17 protein-coding genes are annotated in these 17599 nt (G+C 35.9%); 6 read left to right on the forward strand and 11 right to left on the reverse strand.

Going from position 1 to position 17599, the window contains the following annotated elements; genetic code table 11:
* Positions 1–48: 48 nt before the first annotated feature.
* The 4 genes from PXC01_RS16135 to PXC01_RS16150 form a co-directional block, all read right to left on the reverse strand.
* Complete coding sequence (locus tag PXC01_RS16135; protein ID WP_276473424.1) at positions 49–324, reverse strand: HU family DNA-binding protein; 276 nt, start codon at positions 322–324, stop codon at positions 49–51.
* Between the two features lie 170 nt (positions 325–494).
* The gene (fmt, locus tag PXC01_RS16140; RefSeq protein ID WP_276473316.1) at positions 495–1442 is read right to left on the reverse strand and encodes a methionyl-tRNA formyltransferase; all 948 of its coding nucleotides are present in this window, start codon (positions 1440–1442) and stop codon (positions 495–497) included.
* A gap of 1 nt (position 1443) precedes the next feature.
* On the reverse strand, positions 1444–3339 hold the full coding sequence (locus PXC01_RS16145; protein WP_276473317.1) for a RecQ family ATP-dependent DNA helicase: 1896 nt from the start codon (positions 3337–3339) through the stop codon (positions 1444–1446).
* Entirely contained in the window at positions 3332–3901 is a 570-nt protein-coding gene (locus PXC01_RS16150) for an AAA family ATPase (protein WP_276473318.1), read from the reverse strand. Before PXC01_RS16150 ends, PXC01_RS16145 begins: the two co-directional genes overlap by 8 nt.
* Positions 3902–3988: 87 nt before the next feature.
* Between PXC01_RS16150 and PXC01_RS16155 the strand changes: the two genes are divergently transcribed.
* From PXC01_RS16155 to murA, 3 genes are all read left to right on the forward strand, one after another.
* Positions 3989–4276: a DUF493 family protein gene (locus tag PXC01_RS16155; protein ID WP_276473319.1), complete on the forward strand. Its 288-nt coding sequence runs from the start codon at positions 3989–3991 to the stop codon at positions 4274–4276.
* 81 nt (positions 4277–4357) lie between these two features.
* Positions 4358–5014 carry a DUF4290 domain-containing protein gene (locus tag PXC01_RS16160; RefSeq protein WP_276473320.1) on the forward strand — a complete coding sequence of 219 codons (657 nt, stop codon included), beginning with the start codon at positions 4358–4360 and terminating at the stop codon, positions 5012–5014.
* A gap of 16 nt (positions 5015–5030) precedes the next feature.
* Positions 5031–6338, forward strand: coding sequence for a UDP-N-acetylglucosamine 1-carboxyvinyltransferase (gene murA, locus PXC01_RS16165; RefSeq protein ID WP_276473321.1), 1308 nt, complete (start codon positions 5031–5033; stop codon positions 6336–6338).
* On the opposite strand, the gene PXC01_RS16170 is transcribed toward murA, so the two are convergent.
* Positions 6325–6741, reverse strand: a complete 417-nt coding sequence (locus PXC01_RS16170) for a hypothetical protein (RefSeq protein WP_276473322.1) — start codon at positions 6739–6741, stop codon at positions 6325–6327. The genes murA and PXC01_RS16170 overlap by 14 nt on opposite strands.
* A 230-nt stretch (positions 6742–6971) precedes the next feature.
* Entirely contained in the window at positions 6972–8399 is a 1428-nt protein-coding gene (locus PXC01_RS16175; protein WP_276473323.1) for an amidohydrolase, read from the reverse strand.
* 262 nt (positions 8400–8661) lie between these two features.
* Here PXC01_RS16175 and PXC01_RS16180 point away from each other — a divergent pair, with 262 nt between their 5' ends.
* Positions 8662–9711 (forward strand): DUF6340 family protein, encoded by a 1050-nt coding sequence (locus PXC01_RS16180; RefSeq protein ID WP_276473324.1) that lies wholly within the window; start codon positions 8662–8664, stop codon positions 9709–9711.
* A gap of 1 nt (position 9712) precedes the next feature.
* Here PXC01_RS16180 and PXC01_RS16185 read toward each other — a convergent pair whose 3' ends face one another.
* Genes PXC01_RS16185 through PXC01_RS16195 form a run of 3 tightly spaced genes read right to left on the reverse strand, consistent with a single transcriptional unit; the run spans position 9713 to position 12211 of the window.
* The gene (locus tag PXC01_RS16185; protein ID WP_276473325.1) at positions 9713–11023 is read right to left on the reverse strand and encodes a cryptochrome/photolyase family protein; all 1311 of its coding nucleotides are present in this window, start codon (positions 11021–11023) and stop codon (positions 9713–9715) included.
* Positions 11024–11713 (reverse strand): SDR family NAD(P)-dependent oxidoreductase, encoded by a 690-nt coding sequence (locus tag PXC01_RS16190; RefSeq protein WP_276473326.1) that lies wholly within the window; start codon positions 11711–11713, stop codon positions 11024–11026. It abuts the gene before it with no gap.
* Positions 11714–12211, reverse strand: a complete 498-nt coding sequence (locus tag PXC01_RS16195; RefSeq protein ID WP_276473327.1) for an SRPBCC family protein — start codon at positions 12209–12211, stop codon at positions 11714–11716.
* Positions 12212–12380: 169 nt separating this feature from the next.
* On the opposite strand from PXC01_RS16195, the gene PXC01_RS16200 reads away from it, so the two are divergent.
* Together PXC01_RS16200 and PXC01_RS16205 are read left to right on the forward strand one after the other, a co-directional pair.
* Positions 12381–13589: a hypothetical protein gene (locus PXC01_RS16200; protein WP_276473328.1), complete on the forward strand. Its 1209-nt coding sequence runs from the start codon at positions 12381–12383 to the stop codon at positions 13587–13589.
* Between the two features lie 75 nt (positions 13590–13664).
* Positions 13665–14510, forward strand: coding sequence for a DUF2911 domain-containing protein (locus PXC01_RS16205; protein WP_276473329.1), 846 nt, complete (start codon positions 13665–13667; stop codon positions 14508–14510).
* Positions 14511–14584: 74 nt separating this feature from the next.
* On the opposite strand, the gene galK is transcribed toward PXC01_RS16205, so the two are convergent.
* Positions 14585–15742 (reverse strand): galactokinase, encoded by a 1158-nt coding sequence (gene galK / locus PXC01_RS16210; RefSeq protein WP_276473330.1) that lies wholly within the window; start codon positions 15740–15742, stop codon positions 14585–14587.
* Between the two features lie 19 nt (positions 15743–15761).
* Positions 15762–17498 (reverse strand): sodium:solute symporter family protein, encoded by a 1737-nt coding sequence (locus PXC01_RS16215; protein ID WP_276473331.1) that lies wholly within the window; start codon positions 17496–17498, stop codon positions 15762–15764.
* Positions 17499–17599 lie beyond the last annotated feature (101 nt).

Here is a 17599-nt window from a genome sequence, read left to right on the forward strand (position 1 = left end):
AAAAAAAGCGCCAATTAAGGCGCTTTTTATAAATTTATCTGTGTAAAATTAGTTTACAGCTTTACCTAAATCAGCACCTGCTTTAAACTTTACTACATTTTTAGCAGCGATTTGGATAGTTTTTCCAGTTGATGGATTTCTACCTTCTCTTGCATTTCTTTTAGATACGGACCAAGAACCGAAACCTACTAAAGAAACTCTATCTCCTTTTTTAAGAGATTTTTCAACATTTCCCAAGAAAGATTCCAATGACTTTTTCGCCGCAGCTTTTGTGATGCCAGCGTCAGCTGCCATTGCATCGATCAATTCTGTTTTGTTCATAATGTGATAATTAATTGTGATTAAATAATTTATACCTACTAACAAATTTATATGGATTTCTGGGCAACGCAAGTAAAACAAGGGGAAATCCCTTGTTTTGTTGATAACTCAGCGCGTTTGTTAATAAAGTAGGTTTTTTTCTACGATTCTCGCAGCCCAACAAACACGGGGTCTCAACCCATTTTTGCATTTTTTTCCAAATTCAGGCCGTTCAATAGATCTTTTACCATCATCCTTTTCTTGCCTTGTAGTTGAATTTCTTCAAGATTTAGATACCCTCCCTGTACTGCAACTTTCATTTCTTTTTTAGTAAAAATCAGAGATCCCGTTGGTAACTCGTGTTTTCCTTCCTCTATGCTTGCGCTATAAATTTTGGTAATAATAGTTTGGTCACCGTTAGTTAATGTGGTCCATGCTGCCGGGTAAGGGCTTAGGCCCCTTATAAAATTGTAGATGTCTACTGCAGTTTTGTTCCAGTCTATTTCACAGGTTTCCTTAAAAAGCTTGTGGGCATCTTTTAAATCACCTGAATTAGGTTGTTCTGTTGTTTTAAAATTTCCTTCCTGAATTCGTGCTACGGTCTTTAAAACCGTATCTGCACCCAAATGCATTAATTTGTCATGTAAGTCTCCGGCATTATCTGTTTGTTCTATTACGGTTTCATGTTGCATTATAATGGCGCCGGTATCAATCTTTTCATCGATAAAGAAGGTTGTAACGCCTGTTTTTGTTTCTCCATTAATAATTGCCCAATTAATTGGTGCCGCCCCTCTATATTGAGGTAACAATGATGCGTGCAAATTAAAGGTTCCGTATTCTGGCATGGCCCAAACCAGCTTAGGCAGCATTCTAAAAGCAACTACGATCTGTAAATTGGCGTTCAAGGATTTTAAGGTGTTCAAAAACTCCGGGTCTTTTAAATTGGTAGGCTGCAGAACATTCAAGTTCTTTTCAACGGCATACTTTTTAACTGCAGATTCGTTCAATTTGCGTCCTCTTCCTGCCGGTCTGTCCGGTGCTGTGATAACACCAACTATATTGTGTTTCTCTTGAACCAGCTTGTCTAAAATGCCCACGGCAAAATCTGGTGTTCCCATAAATACAATTCTCAATGCTTTCATATTATAATAGTTGGTATTCGTTTGTTGTGTTCAATGATATAATGTTGTCTTCTAAAAGTTCTTGTATTGCCATAATCAACACTTCTTGTGTAACTTTTAATTGCACTTGTAATTCTTTAGAATTTGCGGATTTTTCCTTTAATAGCTGAATGATTTTGATTTTGGCATGAACAATATGGGTGTTACCTGTTTTTTGGCTAATACATACATCGCATATACCGCATTCATTTTCTTGTACTTCCCCAAAATACGCTAATAACTGGATACTTCTGCATACCGTGTCATTTTCAATAAAGTTAAGCATCTTAGTTACTTTCTCTATTTTCAGCTGGTTCTGTTCTTCAATATTCTTGGCAAACATGTTTATGGTACGATCATCGTCTCTTGGAACTAAAAAAACCATTTCCAAATCACTGGATACACTTTGGTATTCTATAATCTCGTCTTTTGCAAGTTGTTCAAAATTTTTATGTATCAATGCTTCGGAAAGCGAGGTTTTCTTTGAAAGCAGATAGGTGTTGATCTGGGTATCGAATTCAAAAAGACCACCGTAGGTGCGGAGTACAACCTTAATAAATTCAGCTAGTTTAAGATTGTTGTCTATGTATCTGTATAGTGTGTCTTTTTCGGTAACGAACTTTATAGTAATTTTTTTAGAGAAATTCTCTGATAGCGATATCACAGAATTTCTATCAAGCAATTGTAATGCGTTGTAGGTCAGGAATGTATTTAGTTTATAAATACTGCAAAATTCATTAAAATTTAAGTGGAATTTGGTCTCTGTAAATTCTCCGTATCCTATTTGAAAGTACGTGTTCAGCTTTTTATAAATCATTTTTACATAGGCCACATCTGGTAATATTTCAATGAACTGTTTTTTTACCAAAATCTTATCGGTTGTATTGGTAAGTAATATTGCTTTTGAAAAATCTCCATTTCTACCGGCTCTTCCTGCTTCTTGAAAGTAGTTTTCCAGACTATCAGGTATTTGGTAGTGAACTATAAGTTCAACATCTGGTTTGTCTATGCCCATACCAAATGCATTTGTGGCTACCATAATTTGAACTTTGTCTTCTAGCCAAATATTGAGGCGCTCAGTTTTCTTTTTTTGATCAATGCCACCATGATAAAATGTTGCTTTTAAGTTGTTCTGCACAAGATATCTAGATAGCTCTTCCGCTTTTCTCCTACTCCTTACATATATTATGGCACTATGTGTTATTTGTTGACAATATTGTTTTAAACGGCCATTTTTGTCTTCGGTAGTAATAACTTCAAAACCTATGTTCTTTCTAAAAAAAGTGTCTTTGACAACAAAAGGATAGGTGAGGTGCAAGGATTTAATAATATCATCGCTTACCCGCTTTGTGGCAGTGGCAGTTAATGCTATTACGGGTGGGGCGGGGTGTAATTCTCGCAATATGGAACAACCTAGATAGGCTGGTCTAAAATCATGCCCCCATTGCGAAATACAGTGTGCCTCGTCAATTACGAACATAGATACGTTCATTGCCTTTATACGTTCTTGAACCAACTCTTGCTGCAAACGTTCTGGTGATAGGTATAAGAATTTATAATTGCCATAAATACAATTATCCAGTAATTTATCTATCTCGGCAAATTTGAGTCCACCTTTTAGACCTAAGGCTTTAATGCCAAGCTTCTGAAGGTTGTTGACTTGATTTTCTATTAATGCGATCAAAGGGGAGATAACTATGCAAATACCTTCTTTCATTAATGCCGGTACCTGAAAGCACAACGATTTTCCGCCACCTGTAGGCAATAATCCTAAAACATCTTGCCCATTGGATATGGCATTGATGATTTCTTCTTGAGAGCCCCTAAAGCTATCAAAACCCCAGTATTTAGATAAGATTTCTTTTGGTGTTTTATTCACCCGCTTTATTTATAAAATCCACTACAAATTGCATTCGATTTTCAATAGTGCCAAAAGGAACTTCAATTGGGGTGTAACCCAAATCAACGTAGGTTTTTTCAAGCTTTTCGTGAATACCGCAAGCTTGATCAAAGTTTTCCATTCGTTCATTGTCCTGAACGTATATTTCTTTCCAAGGCGGCAGTATTAAAACCTCGTCATATCTGTGTTCTAAACATAGGTCCGTATAATGTTGCTCAGAAGGCTGACCAAAATAGTTCATATAGGCAATTACATCGGGCAACCCACGATCATAGAATACATGATCTTTTTTTATTTGGCTCCCATTGATAAAATGTTGTAAACGGGCATTGATCAGTTCATCATTGAAACTTTTGGAATCTTCCACGAAGTCTATAGGGTTCACTAATTTATCATCTACACCAACATCACTTAAGGCGTCTAAGGTCATGGTCCTTATTACTTCATGAAAACAATGATATCCGTTTTCTTCAAGTGAAGCTATTAATACCGTTTTACCCGTTCCCGGCCCTCCTGTTACAACAATTCTCTTGCTTTTCAAACTCTTTATTTATAAAAGCAAAAGTACAATAATCGGCAGTATTAAAAAACTGGTACATTACACTTATCTTTGCATAAAATACTAGTGATGGACGAAAATAACCCAGAAGAATTTTATAAAAAATTACACGAACAATTAACGGAAACATCCAAATGGCCTTCGGACTATCTGTACAAGTTTATTGTGGAGACGGCATCTGATAAGATCGATAAAATAAATACTATTTTTGATAATACGGGAGCGGTCATCAATTTAAAGAAATCTAAAAACGGTAAATATACCAGTGTTTCTATAACAGTTAATTTAAAGAGTCCGGATGCTGTCATAGAAAAATATAAAGAAGTGGGTAAATTAGAGGGTGTAATATCCCTGTAAAATAGCATTTCATCTATAATTTTCTTAATTTGGCATCGTTATAAGAATACTTCTCAAACACATTAAGCTAAAATTTTCAATTTGCAATTAGTAGAAAACCTAGAATATAATACAGAGCGTGAGCATTTGATTATACCAGAGTATGGGCGTCATTTTCAAAAAATGGTGAACCATGCCATATCAATTGAAGATCGTGAAGAAAGAAATAAAGTAGCACAGGCAATTATCAGCGTCATGGGAAATATACAGCCCCATTTGCGAGATGTGCCCGATTTTCAGCATAAACTGTGGGATCAGTTGTTCATCATGTCCGATTTTAAGTTGGATGTGGATTCCCCTTTTCCTATTACCTCAAAAGAGGTATTGCGAAAAAGACCCGATCCTTTAGAATATCCTCAAAATTTTCCGAAGTATCGTTTTTACGGTAACAACATTAAACGTATGATCGATGTTGCCGTAGAGTGGGAGAAAGGTGATAAGCGTTCTGGACTAGAATATGCAATTGCCAATCATATGAAAAAATGTTACTTGAATTGGAATAAAGATGTAGTTGACGATAAAGCTATTTTTAAACATTTGTTCGAATTAAGTGACGGTCGCATAGATTTAGCCTCAGAAGGTGAAAGTTTAACGGATAGCGGACAGTTTCTTAAGAACAGAGTTGCAAAAACGCCTCGTTCAAATAATTCAGGAAAGAAAAATCAAAGAAATAATAACCGCGGTAAAAAACGCTATTAAATTTCCACTTCTCTAGATGGGGACATTCAAAATTGAAGGAGGGCACCAGTTATCTGGTGAAATTACACCTCAAGGAGCAAAGAACGAAGCACTTCAAATACTTTGCGCAGTACTACTTACAGACGAAAAAGTAACTATCAGCAACATTCCGGATATTGTTGATGTAAATAAACTCATAGCTCTTTTAGAAGACCTAGGGGTAAAAATTCAAAAGAAGGGTAAAGGCTCTTATACTTTTAAGGCAGATGATATTAACCTGGACTATTTACAATCTGATCAATTTAAACAGGATGGTAGGGGCTTAAGGGGTTCCATCATGTTGGTAGGACCATTATTGGCCCGTTTTGGAAAAGGATATATTCCTAAGCCAGGTGGTGATAAAATTGGTCGTAGAAGATTAGATACCCATTTTGAAGGTTTTATAAAACTAGGTGCCAAATTCCGTTACAATCGCGAAGAATATTTCTACGGGGTAGAAGCGGATAAGCTGAAAGGTACTTACATGTTATTAGATGAAGCCTCTGTAACTGGAACCGCAAATATTGTTATGGCAGCGGTACTGGCAGAAGGTCAAACAACAATATACAACGCGGCATGTGAACCATATTTGCAACAGCTTTGCAAAATGTTGAATAGAATGGGCGCCAAAATATCTGGAGTCGGTTCTAATCTTTTGGTTATTGACGGTGTAGATAAACTAGGTGGTACAGATCATCGTATGTTACCGGATATGATTGAAATTGGTAGTTGGATCGGTTTGGCGGCTATGACCAAAAGTGAACTGACTATCAAAGATGTTAGTTGGGACGATTTAGGTCAGATACCAACCGTTTTCGGTAAGTTAGGTATTACCTTGGAAAGAAAAGGTGATGACATATATATACCTTCCCATACCGACGGATACGAAATACAAAATTACATTGACGGTTCTATTTTGACCATTGCGGATGCGCCTTGGCCAGGGTTAACACCTGACCTTTTAAGTATTATTTTGGTTGTTGCAACCCAATCTCGAGGTGAAGTTTTAATACATCAAAAAATGTTTGAGAGCCGCTTGTTTTTCGTAGATAAATTATTGGACATGGGAGCAAAGGTTATTCTTTGCGATCCGCATAGGGCTACAGTAATTGGTCATGATTTTCAGTCTACTTTAAAAGCGACTACAATGACATCACCAGATATTAGAGCGGGTGTTTCCTTATTGATTGCAGCTTTATCGGCAAAAGGGACCTCTACCATTCATAATATTGAACAGATAGATCGTGGTTATGAGAATATTGATGAAAGATTAAGGGCTATAGGAGCTAAAATTACAAGAGTGTAATTTCTATATAGCAAGTAAGTATAAATATAAAACTCCATAATATGGTTCTTAACCAATTATGGAGTTTTAACTTTTTAATAGACTGCTCTATTGCTTTTTTTTTAGATATGTTATCATGTAATGGCACAAAAATTAAGAAAGTTGAAATCCAAGCTAATAATACCATTACCAAGTATAAAAGACTAAGGTAACTTAGGTCTAGGTATATCTGTATTAAGCTAACAACCAATTGGGTAGTCATTAATGGTATTACAACAATTGCTATCCGTTTGGTATAGATCGTATGCCATTTATGTAAATCTTCATGTTTGTAATAAGAAAAACTTGGATATATAATCAACTGTACTATCCATATCAATACCAATAGACCGCTATCACAAATTAAACGTATGGTTTCTAGCATTTACTTTTTAATTAAGCTGCCATCTTACGATTTAGCGGATTTTCCATTTCCGCTTTACACGTTAGGTCTGTATGGTACTATGGGCAACCGCCAAATTTGGTCGTTGTAAACTCATTCTTGGCGTTTTGTAATTCTTGATTGGTATTTATTACAAACAAACCTTATTTGGCGGCAGTCTTTTTTATTAATTTATCTTATAATGCAAGGATTCTGGCTTCTGTGCTAATTTTTTATTCTCCATTCAATGGTGGAGGTCCGTCTATCATAGGTTCATAAACCTCGTCTCCTTTGCGGGTTTTAAACTCTTCTTTTACCTTGGTCACTAATTTAGGGTTTTGAAATAAATCTAGCATGGTCATACCCATTGCTTTAGAGGCATGGATCATTCCTTTATGGCCAATTGACATTCCTCCACAGGCTACAACTGCCCATGAATGCCAAGGTGTACCCGTGGGTGCAACTGAAACACTTAGATTAATATTTGGTACGTTCCAACTAACATCTCCTACATCTGTAGATCCCCCACCGGGGTTTTCTAGCGTTTCCCTTAACGGATGTACAGTACCGTCAAAACCAACTTCTGGTTTGCCGGTAGCTTTTTGAATCGCTTTTCCAAAAACAGTTTCTTCCTCTGTGTAAGTTATTGGACCTAATAATTCTAAATTGTTCTGCATTATTTCTCCACCAGAGCGGTTTACCAATGTTTCATAAATACCAGAAACCAAAGAAATTTTATAATCCACGTTTGCCATAATAGCAGCGCCTTCTGCCATTGCCTTTACACGCTCATATGTAGGCAACATTTTTGATCTTTTAGGGTCTCTTACTCTTACCCATAGCTTGGCATAATCTGGTACAACGTTTACCACTTGGCCACCGTCCTGTATATGATAATGAATTCTGGAACTTGGTAAAATATGCTCTCTGTAGTAGTTGATACCTGTAGTGTACAGTTCTAAAGCATCTGATGCGCTACGGCCGTTCCATGGGTCCATGGAGGCATGTGCGGCTTGCCCATAAAATTCAACCACAAAATCAATGAGAGACAGACCGCTTTGTACGTCTGCTTCTATTCCTGCGCCAGGGTGCCAGCTTATATTAACATCGACATCATCCCAAAGTCCGGCTTTTACCATCCATACTTTTGCAAAGTACTTTTCTTCGGCAGGCGTACCCAAAAATTTTACTGTACCTTTAATCTTCCCCGCATCCATTAACTCTTTAATTGCAATTGCAGATCCTAAACTTGCCGTACCGAACATATTGTGTCCGCAACCATGACCTGCGGCTCCTTCTTTGAAAGGTTCTTTAATTGGCGATGCTTTTTGGGATATTCCCGGTAGGGCATCAAACTCACCTAAGATACTGATAACGGGACTTCCTGATCCGTATGTTGCAGTGAATGCAGTAGGTATATCGGCTACACCTCGTGTAACGGTCATTCCGTTTTTTTCTGCGTAATCGGCTAAAATTCTTGAAGATTCATTTTCATCAAATGCAGTTTCGGCAAGTGCCCAAATAGAATCGCTGATTTTTATAAGTTCTTCTTTATGCTTTTCTACAGAAGAGATTATAAGATTTTTGTCCTTACTCATTTTTTGGGAAAAGACCGATGCACTAATGCAAATGCATAGCACCATTAAAATTGTTTTTTTCATCACAGTAGTTTTGGTTATTCTAAATTCAATTCTTACCATTGGTACAAAACCTATTAAAGCCTTAGTAAATATACCAAATAAAATGGCGTAATTGATCAAGTTCTAAGAACTCCCAATACGTGTATATGGCAGTTTCTGATCTTTTCATTTCTATTTTGTCAATTTAAATATTTATCTAACCTATAGTGATTAATTATATAATTTAAGGTCATAAAATTCGTTATTAATCAAACCCTTGGTTTTTAAAAAAAAATATCGAATTATGAATCGTATTGCTTTTAAATTGTTTTTGTTCACGGCATTATTTTCGGTTATCGCGTGTAGCTCTACCAACAGAATGACCATGGGTATTACGCAGCCTGCTCAAATTTCTATACCAAATGATGTTGTTAACGTAGGAATCGTTAATAGAAGTGGTGCTTCTGAAAACAATAAGATATTGGATGATATTGACAATATTTTGTCTTTAGAAGGACTTAATTTAGATAAAGAAGGCGCTAAAAATGCTGTTTCTGGACTTAAATATGAATTGGAAAGGGGCAACAGATTTAATACTGTTAAAGTTATTGAGAATCAAAAAGATATAGAAAAAGGGTTAAGTGTTTTTCCTGCTGAGATTTCTTGGGATGTCGTAGATCGTATTTGTAATGAAAATGGTGTTGACATATTATTTTCTTTAGAATATTATGATACCGATACTTCTGCGAACTATGAACTGACGACGGTTACAATACCAAACAATTTTGGAATTGAAGCTAATGTTCCTGGTCATAGAATTGAGCTTAATACAGCTATTAAAAATGGATGGAGAATATACGATCCTGCTAATAGAAGGGTTTTAGACAAGTATGTATCTAACAACAATTTTTTTTCAGTGGGCGAAGGTGTTAATCCTATAAAGGCATTTGAAGCTGTAGTAGGTAGAAAAGAGGCAGTATTAAGTTCTAGTACTAAGTTAGGTGCCAATTACGCATTGAATACTAGGCCCGAAAAAATAAGGATTGCCAGAAATTATTTTATTAGGGGTAGTGAAAATTTAGAAATTGCAGATAGACGTGCAAAAGCTGGTGATTGGGAGGGCGCCGCGGAATTGTGGAATGCAGATTTAACCAATACCAAAAATAAGATTGCCGGTAGGGCATATTACAATCTGGCTATTAGCAACGAAATTAACGGTGATTTAAATAAGGCCATAGAATATGCTTCTAAAGCCTATACAGATTATGAAAATAAGGATGCATTACGTTATATCAACATTCTAAAACGGAGAGTAGTTGATCAACAAGAATTAAACAGACAGTTGGCAAAGTAGTTTAGCTAACTGCTGCCTTATATGTTTCTAAACATCTCTCTCTGGCCATTTTATGGTCTACCATTTTTTTCACATACTTATCCGTGCCATATTCCGGTATCCATTCCTTAATGTATTTTTTACTTTTATCAAACTTGTCTACTTGGGTCATAGGATTAAATATTCTAAAATATGGGGCGGCATCAACACCGCTACCTGCGGCCCATTGCCAGTTTCCAACATTGGAGCTTAATTCATAATCCAATAATTTCTCGGCAAAATAAGTTTCTCCCCAGCGCCAATCAATGAGTAGATGCTTGCAAAGAAAGCTTGCTACCAACATACGAACCCTATTGTGCATGTATCCTGTTTCATTTAACTGGCGCATACCTGCATCTACCAAGAGATAGCCGGTTTCCCCATTTTTCCATTTTTCAAATTCATCCTCATTATTTCTCCACTCTATGCGGTCGTATTTTGACCGGAAAGCATTGTCTACGGTATGGGGAAAGTGAAAAAGAATACTCATAAAAAATTCTCGCCATATCAATTCGCTCCAAAATACCTTATTATCTTCGGCGATAGCCTTTTTCATCATTTTACGAACAGACACGGTGCCAAATCTTAAATGAGGGCCTAAACGAGATGTTCCGTTCTCTTTTGCGGGAAAATTTCTCGTGTCTTCATAATTATCGATTAGGGTAGGAGTAACATCAAAATCAGGAACTTCTATTTTTGACTTTTCAAAGCCAATATCACTTAGTGATAGATTTGGTAAACGCGAATTTTTTATCAGGTTAGATAAATATTGATTGGTATAATGAATCTTTAAATCCTCATCCTCATTAAACTGTTCCTGCCATTTATTTTTATATGGAGTGTAAACTACATAAGGTTCTCCATCTCCCTTTACAATTTCAGACTTTTCAAAAATTACTTGATCTTTAAATGTTTTAAAGGAAATATCTTTTTTGGATAAAAAAGAAGCTATTGATTCATCGCGCTCTTTTGCATAAGGTTCGTAATCTCTATTCGTATAAATGGACTTTACGTAATACTCCTCAGTTATTTTTTTAATTACATCTAAAGGTTCGCCATAAAACATTGCCAATGAGCTTTCGTTCTGTTCTTGTAGCTGATTTCGCATATGCTGTAATGTCTCATATATGAACGTAAGCCTTGCATCGTCTTTTGGTAATTTGGAAAGAATTTTTTTGTCAAAAATGAAAATAGGCAATACGGGATGATCTCCTTTCAAAGCTTCAAGAAAACCAACATTATCGTCCAATCTTAAATCCCTTCTAAACCAAAAAATAGATACTTTTTTTGACATTTAATTAATGTTTAAAGTTGATAATCCCCCATCTACACCAATTACCTGCCCTGTCATCCAAGTGCTTTTATCGCCTAGAAGGAAAATGGCTGCATTTGCAATATCTTCTGCATTACCTACTCTTTTTAAGGGGTGGCGCTCATTCATCATCTCTCGTTTTTTATCATTGTTCAAAAGTCTTTTAGCCAAAGGCGTGTCTACCAAAGAAGGTGCTACGACATTGATTCTAAGCTTAGGTGCATATTCCGCCGCCAATGATTTAGCAAAACCCTCAATTGCTCCTTTAGCTGCTGAAACACTTGTATGAAAGGGCATACCGGTACCAACTGCAATAGTACTGAAAAATACCATACTTGCGCCGTCGTTCATTTTTGAAATGATTTCTTTAACCACTCTTACCATAGAAAAGAAATTTAATTCCATATCTGTTTGTATGGTATCTAAAGACATCATTTTAAATGGTTTAAGATTTATGCTTCCAGGGCAATACACAAATCCGTCTAATTTTTCCGGTAAGACCGATGTATCTAAAACGTCCGTAGTAACATCAAATGGTATATGCGTAATATTTTTGTGCTGTAGGTCTTCTACCGTACGTGATGCTACAAATAATTTATGGGTTTCTTGTAATTCTTTAACTATTGATAGTCCAATACCATGAGAACCACCGATCAATAATATATTTTTCATTTAAAATGATTTTAGTTGTAGTTGATTTGGAATGGAGTCTACCACACCAAATAATTCCTTTAGTTTTTGCTCTCGGAATTTAAAAATTTCCGTCAATTGTTTTTTTACAATTAATGGATGCGCTATTTGTCCCAATATTCCGAAGGGGATTTTGTAATCTATAATATCTTCCATTTTAACACCTTCCTCAATTTCTTTTATAAAGTGTTTATGATGCCACAATGCGTAAGGACCAAACCTTTGTTCATCTACAAAATAATTTCCATGATCTACATGTGTAATTTCCGTTACCCATTTAGTAGTATACCCTGGAAATGGTGATACTTTATACTGAATAATTTGACCAGGAAACATTTCTCTATCCGCTCCATCAAGTATATTAAAGCCCATGTGTTCCGGGGTTATTACTTTTAAATTTGCTGGGTCCGATAAAAATTTCCAAGCAACTTCTTTGGTAATCGGCAGTGCTTGTTTAGAATGTAATTGATATAACTTCATAAATGCGATGTTGAAAGTTTTGACAAATACATGTCTAACTTAATTCAAAAATAGTTAAACAAATTTAATAACGCTTTTTTAAAAGTTTAAAAATTAACTTTATCGATTAAATTGTATTCAGGTCTTTTAAATACAGTTCATTAATATTATTCTAGTTTACTTTGTAACTATGAAATTCTTTGTTCAACAATTGATTGTAATTCTTGTTTTCTTGTCTACAGCTTCATTAGCTGCGCAAGAGAACCTGCAAACAGTAGGGGAACTGCCCAATGAGGTATTTGAAACATCTGGATTATTATATTTTAACGGTAATTTAATTACGCACAATGATTCCGGTAACGAAGCCGTACTTTTTGAATTGGATACATTAACATTATCCGTTCAAAGAAGAGTTGTTGTCAATAATGTGACCAATGTTGATTGGGAATCATTATCGCAAGATGAAGATTTTATCTATATAGGTGATTTTGGTAATAATGTGGGTTCAAGAACCAATTTAGCTGTTCATATAATCTCTAAACAAGATTATTTAAGTTCAAATACCGTATCTGCCACCACGATAAACTTTTCTTACGAAGATCAACAAGATTTTGAAAACAATGGAAATAGTGATTGGGATGCAGAAGCATTTTTTATTATCGATGATAAGGTAGTTGTCTTAACAAAGCAATGGCAATCATTAGGATCGGTTGCTTATGAGTTTTCAAAATTTCCTGGAACGTATATAGCACGTAGAATAGGAGATATTAAAAATGTTGGTTTAGTGACCGATGCTACTTTCAATGCTGAAACCAATAGATTGGTAGTACTTGGGTATTCATCTATATTGAGCCCATTCATAGGTATTGTAGAAAATTTAGACTTTAATGATGTCTTTGAAGGATACAAACAACAAGATTTAGGTTTGAATTTTATTCAAGCGGAAGGGCTGACACAGAGCGAAACAGGCAATTATTTATTTTCTTCGGAGTATTATACCAGGCAAACCCCTACTATTGAATCACCTTCACGATTATTTTCTTTTCAGATACCGGTCACAGGGCCAGAAGAACCGGTAAATCCTGAAAGTCCCGAAAATTCTGAAGAAGAAGAGAATACAGATGAACCGGATGATTCTTTATTACCTGAAAATATGGGTCAAGATGGTGAACTGATCATATATAGGGATAATTCTTCTAGCCAATATTATTACTCCATTGCCACGGATAAAACAGTTTATGGGCAAGCAATCTACGATTTGTCAGGTAAAGAGGTTTGGCAAAATACCGGCGAAATTGATAAGAGTGGAATAATATCTCATCAATTAGAAACATCAATTTATTATTTGGCCATGTTTTTGGAAGATGGTGTAGTGGCCACTTCTTTTGCTGTTTACTAGCATTTAAGAAATTGTTAACAGTTCTAACTCTCCTTTATAATTAGTTTTGCGTTATAACTAATTAGTAAAAAAATCATGAACAAAGTAGTACTCTTTTTATTGGCAATTGTTGCTTCCTTAACTGTTGAGGCACAAATAAATACACCTGCTCCTAGTCCAGCGGCAAAAATTATGCAGACCGTAGGTTTGACAGAGGTAAGTATTGACTATTCTAGACCTTCTATGAGAGGTAGAAAGATTTTTGGCGACCTAGTGCCTTTTGATAAATTATGGAGAACAGGAGCTAATGGATATACTTTGGTAACTTTTGACTCTGATGTAACCATAGGAGGAAAAGAGGTAAAAGCTGGTACATATTCTATATTCACTAAGCCAGGAGCTTCTAATTGGGAAGTATTTGTGTATACTGATACCGTTGGCGGTGGTACACCTAGTAACTGGGAAGATAACAAGGTCGTTGCACAGTTAACTGTGCCGGTCTACAAAATGGAAATGCCGGTTGAAACTTTTACGATTACTATTGACGATGTAAAAAGTAATGGTGCAAATATTGGTATCATTTGGGAAAATACTTATGTAGCTATTCCTTTTACAGTTGATACGGACACTACTGTAATGAGCAGTATCGATAAAGCTTTGAACGGTCCATCGGCTGGTGATTATTACGCTGCTGCCGTGTACTATTCAAGTGAGGGTAAAGACATCAACAAAGCTAAAGAATGGATGAACAAAGCTATGTCCATGACAGAAAAGCCGGCATTTTGGCAGCTAAGACAACAGTCTTTGATTTTAGCAAAAGCGGGCGATAAAAAAGGTGCTATTGAAGTAGCTAAAAAATCATTGGCGGGTGCTACTGCGGCCGGTAACAATGATTATATAAAAATGAACAATGATTCTATAAAAGAATGGAGTTCAAAATAAATTACAATTTGTAAAATTAAAAAGTCCGTGTTGAAGAACACGGACTTTTTTTTATACTATAATCTTTACATTTTTTATTCAAAGACCTTTACACCGTCATCAATTGCTAAATGGTAATATTCCGCATCAATATCCGTTTGATCCTTATACTGTTCTAGCATAGATTTTATATTAAAATCTAAATTTTCTGTTTTCATGAGGTTAATGGTGCAACCACCAAATCCGCCTCCCATCATTCTGGAACCTACGACCCCTTCTAGGTTTTCACCAATTTTTACCAAGGCATCCAGTTCAGCGGTAGTAATCTCATATTGTTTAGACATTGCCCAATGCCCTTCTTTTAGTACATCTCCAACAGCATAAGCATTACCTTCTGTTAGTACGTTCATCATTTTGCGAACCCTGTTATTTTCTTCAATTACATATTTGGCTCGTTGCGCATCTATGCTGCTAACGTCATTTTTAACGGTAACTAAATCTTGTAAGGTTACATCTCTTAAAGATGTTATTTCCGGTCTGTTCTTTTGAACTTCCTTTACAATGTTTTCGCAAGAAACGCGCCTTTTGTTATATTCAGAATCAACGGCCAAATTATGCTTGATATTAGAATTCACCAGTACCCAACTGTAGCCATCTAAATTAATAGGAATATAACTATGGCTTAAATCTTTACAATCTAAGAAGAAGGCATTTCCTTTTTTGCCGAAGAGCACGGCATATTGATCCATCAAACCGCAGTTAAGGCCAATTTTATGTTCTGCCTCTTGTGCTATTAAAGCAATATCCTCTCTTGAAATCTCTTTGTCCGATACTTTGGTAATTGCGTAAATAAATCCGCAACAGAGTGCAGCAGAGGAGGAGAGGCCGGATCCAATAGGTATATCTCCACCAAAAACACAATCCATTCCTTTTAACGGGTATTTTTTTGCAATAAGTATTTCTATAATTGCTTTAAAATAGTTTCCCCAAAAAGATGTGAACTTTTCATGTTCGCCACTTAATTGAAAAACTATTTTTTCTGGTTGGGTTAAAAAAGTTTCAATTTGAATATTATTATTGTCATTGCCCGATACAGCAAAGTAAATCCCTTTTTCAATAGATGCCGGTAATACCAACCCTTCGTTGTAATCTGTATGTTCACCAATTAAATTAATACGTCCGGGAGCTTTTATAAGTATGGGCTGGCTGTTGTAATTTTCCGTAAAATAGGATTTAATTTCTTTATGTATCATTAATGGTTGTGAGTTATTCTTAGTTGGTTGTCAATGGTTTTTTTAACATACGGTCAAAAGCTTCAAATATAAATGATATGATAATGACCAAGGCTGCACCAAAAAAGTTAAGCCATAGGTACCCTAACTTCTCTTGACCAGAAGGGTAGATGTGAATTAAGTAATAATAAATAATACAAATGATTACCTGCGTAACCACAGCTGCGAAAAAAACAGCATTTCCCTTTATGAACTTAAAGAAAAAAGCAATTAGGAATATACCCAGTACATTGCCGTAGAAGATACTGCCTATAATATTTACTAACTGTATTAGATTATCAAATAGATTGGCCACACAAGCAATTAGTATGGCAATAATTCCCCAGATCAACGTAAATACCTTGGACGCCTTAACATAATGTTCTTCGGACAGGTTTTCTGTTTTTCTATTTCTTTTATATAAATCCAATGCTGTTATGGTGCCCAGTGCATTAAGCTCAGATGCGGTCGATGACATTGCTGCAGATAATATTACCGCCAACAATAACCCGACAAGCCCTGTGGGTAAGTTGTGAAGTATAAAATGTATGAAAACGTAATCTTTGTCATTGGTCTCAACAGTATCGTTAGCCTGTTTGATCAAAGATTTAGCGGCAATACGGTTGGTACTGTCTTTTTTATTTATTCGTATAATCTGTTTTTTTGCTTCTTCTACAGCTGTAAATTCTTTTATCTCCAAGGCCGCCGAGAATTTATTTTGAGCAATTCTTTTCTCCGCTTCCAGTGCAATTTGTCCTTCTTGTAACAATTTGTAGTCATCTGCGTAATTAGACTCCATTACGGCTTGTGTAGCAGAGGGGTTAAAATTTAGTGGTGACGGATTGTACTGATAAAACACGAACACCATAACACCTACCAAGAGTATAAAAAATTGCATGGGTATTTTAAGTACTGCGTTGAAAATAAGCCCCAATTGACTTTCTCTTATAGATTTACCTGATAGATAGCGTTGTACCTGACTCTGATCAGTACCAAAATATGCCAAGAACAAGAATAGGCCACCAGTAATTCCGCTCCAAAAGGTATATCGGCTAGAGGTGTCCAGGTCAAAGTTCAATATTTCTAGCTTGTTACTGGCGCCTGCAATTTTCATTGCTTTACTAAAGGTAATGTCCGAAGGTAGATAGCCTAGTATAAAAAAGAATGTAATGAACATACCGGTCATAATAATGAACATCTGCTGTTTTTGGGTTACGCTAACAGCCTTTGTACCACCTGAAACAGTATATATAATCACCAAGGTGCCAATTATTATGTTTAAGGTTCGTAAATCCCAACCCAGCACAGCGGATAGTATAATGGAGGGTGCAAAAATTGTGATACCCGCAGCCAATCCTCTTTGTATCAGAAATAAAATAGCGGCTAATGAACGAGTTTTAAGGTCAAACCTGCCTTCTAAAAATTCATAGGCGGTATATACCTTCATTTTATGGTATAACGGAATAAACACCATACAAATGATAATCATGGCCAATGGAAGTCCAAAGTAGAACTGTACAAAACCCATACCGTCATGAAATGCCTGGCCTGGAGTGGATAAAAAGGTAATTGCACTGGCCTGCGTAGCCATAACTGATAAGCCGATCGTCCACCATTTAGAATCATTACCGCCACGAACGTAATCATCTACGTTTTTACTTCCTTTGGTTTTCCAAACTCCATAGGCTACTATAAAGAGAAGTGTACCGGCAAGAATAATCCAATCTAATCCTTCCATGTTAATTAAATGAAGTCATTACGTAATAGAAGACTAGAACATATATAAGATTAAGCAATAAAACTATGCTATACTCTTTTTTCCAAGTTCTATTTTCATCC

This window comes from Maribacter huludaoensis, assembly GCF_029350945.1.
In the GTDB taxonomy this organism is placed as follows: Bacteria; Bacteroidota; Bacteroidia; order Flavobacteriales; family Flavobacteriaceae; genus Maribacter; species Maribacter huludaoensis.

Bases quoted from the DNA above. Each gene is read 5' to 3' on its own strand.
- fmt (WP_276473316.1), bottom strand. From the start codon at position 1,442: ATGAAAGCATTGAGAATTGTATTTATGGGAACACCAGATTTTGCCGTG.
- PXC01_RS16155 (WP_276473319.1), top strand. From the start codon at position 3,989: ATGGACGAAAATAACCCAGAAGAATTTTATAAAAAATTACACGAACAA.
- murA (WP_276473321.1), top strand. From the start codon at position 5,031: ATGGGGACATTCAAAATTGAAGGAGGGCACCAGTTATCTGGTGAAATT.
- PXC01_RS16170 (WP_276473322.1), bottom strand. From the start codon at position 6,741: ATGCTAGAAACCATACGTTTAATTTGTGATAGCGGTCTATTGGTATTG.
- PXC01_RS16175 (WP_276473323.1), bottom strand. From the start codon at position 8,399: ATGAAAAAAACAATTTTAATGGTGCTATGCATTTGCATTAGTGCATCG.
- PXC01_RS16180 (WP_276473324.1), top strand. From the start codon at position 8,662: ATGAATCGTATTGCTTTTAAATTGTTTTTGTTCACGGCATTATTTTCG.
- PXC01_RS16185 (WP_276473325.1), bottom strand. From the start codon at position 11,023: ATGTCAAAAAAAGTATCTATTTTTTGGTTTAGAAGGGATTTAAGATTG.
- PXC01_RS16190 (WP_276473326.1), bottom strand. From the start codon at position 11,713: ATGAAAAATATATTATTGATCGGTGGTTCTCATGGTATTGGACTATCA.
- PXC01_RS16195 (WP_276473327.1), bottom strand. From the start codon at position 12,211: ATGAAGTTATATCAATTACATTCTAAACAAGCACTGCCGATTACCAAA.
- PXC01_RS16200 (WP_276473328.1), top strand. From the start codon at position 12,381: ATGAAATTCTTTGTTCAACAATTGATTGTAATTCTTGTTTTCTTGTCT.
- PXC01_RS16205 (WP_276473329.1), top strand. From the start codon at position 13,665: ATGAACAAAGTAGTACTCTTTTTATTGGCAATTGTTGCTTCCTTAACT.
- galK (WP_276473330.1), bottom strand. From the start codon at position 15,742: ATGATACATAAAGAAATTAAATCCTATTTTACGGAAAATTACAACAGC.
- PXC01_RS16215 (WP_276473331.1), bottom strand. From the start codon at position 17,498: ATGGAAGGATTAGATTGGATTATTCTTGCCGGTACACTTCTCTTTATA.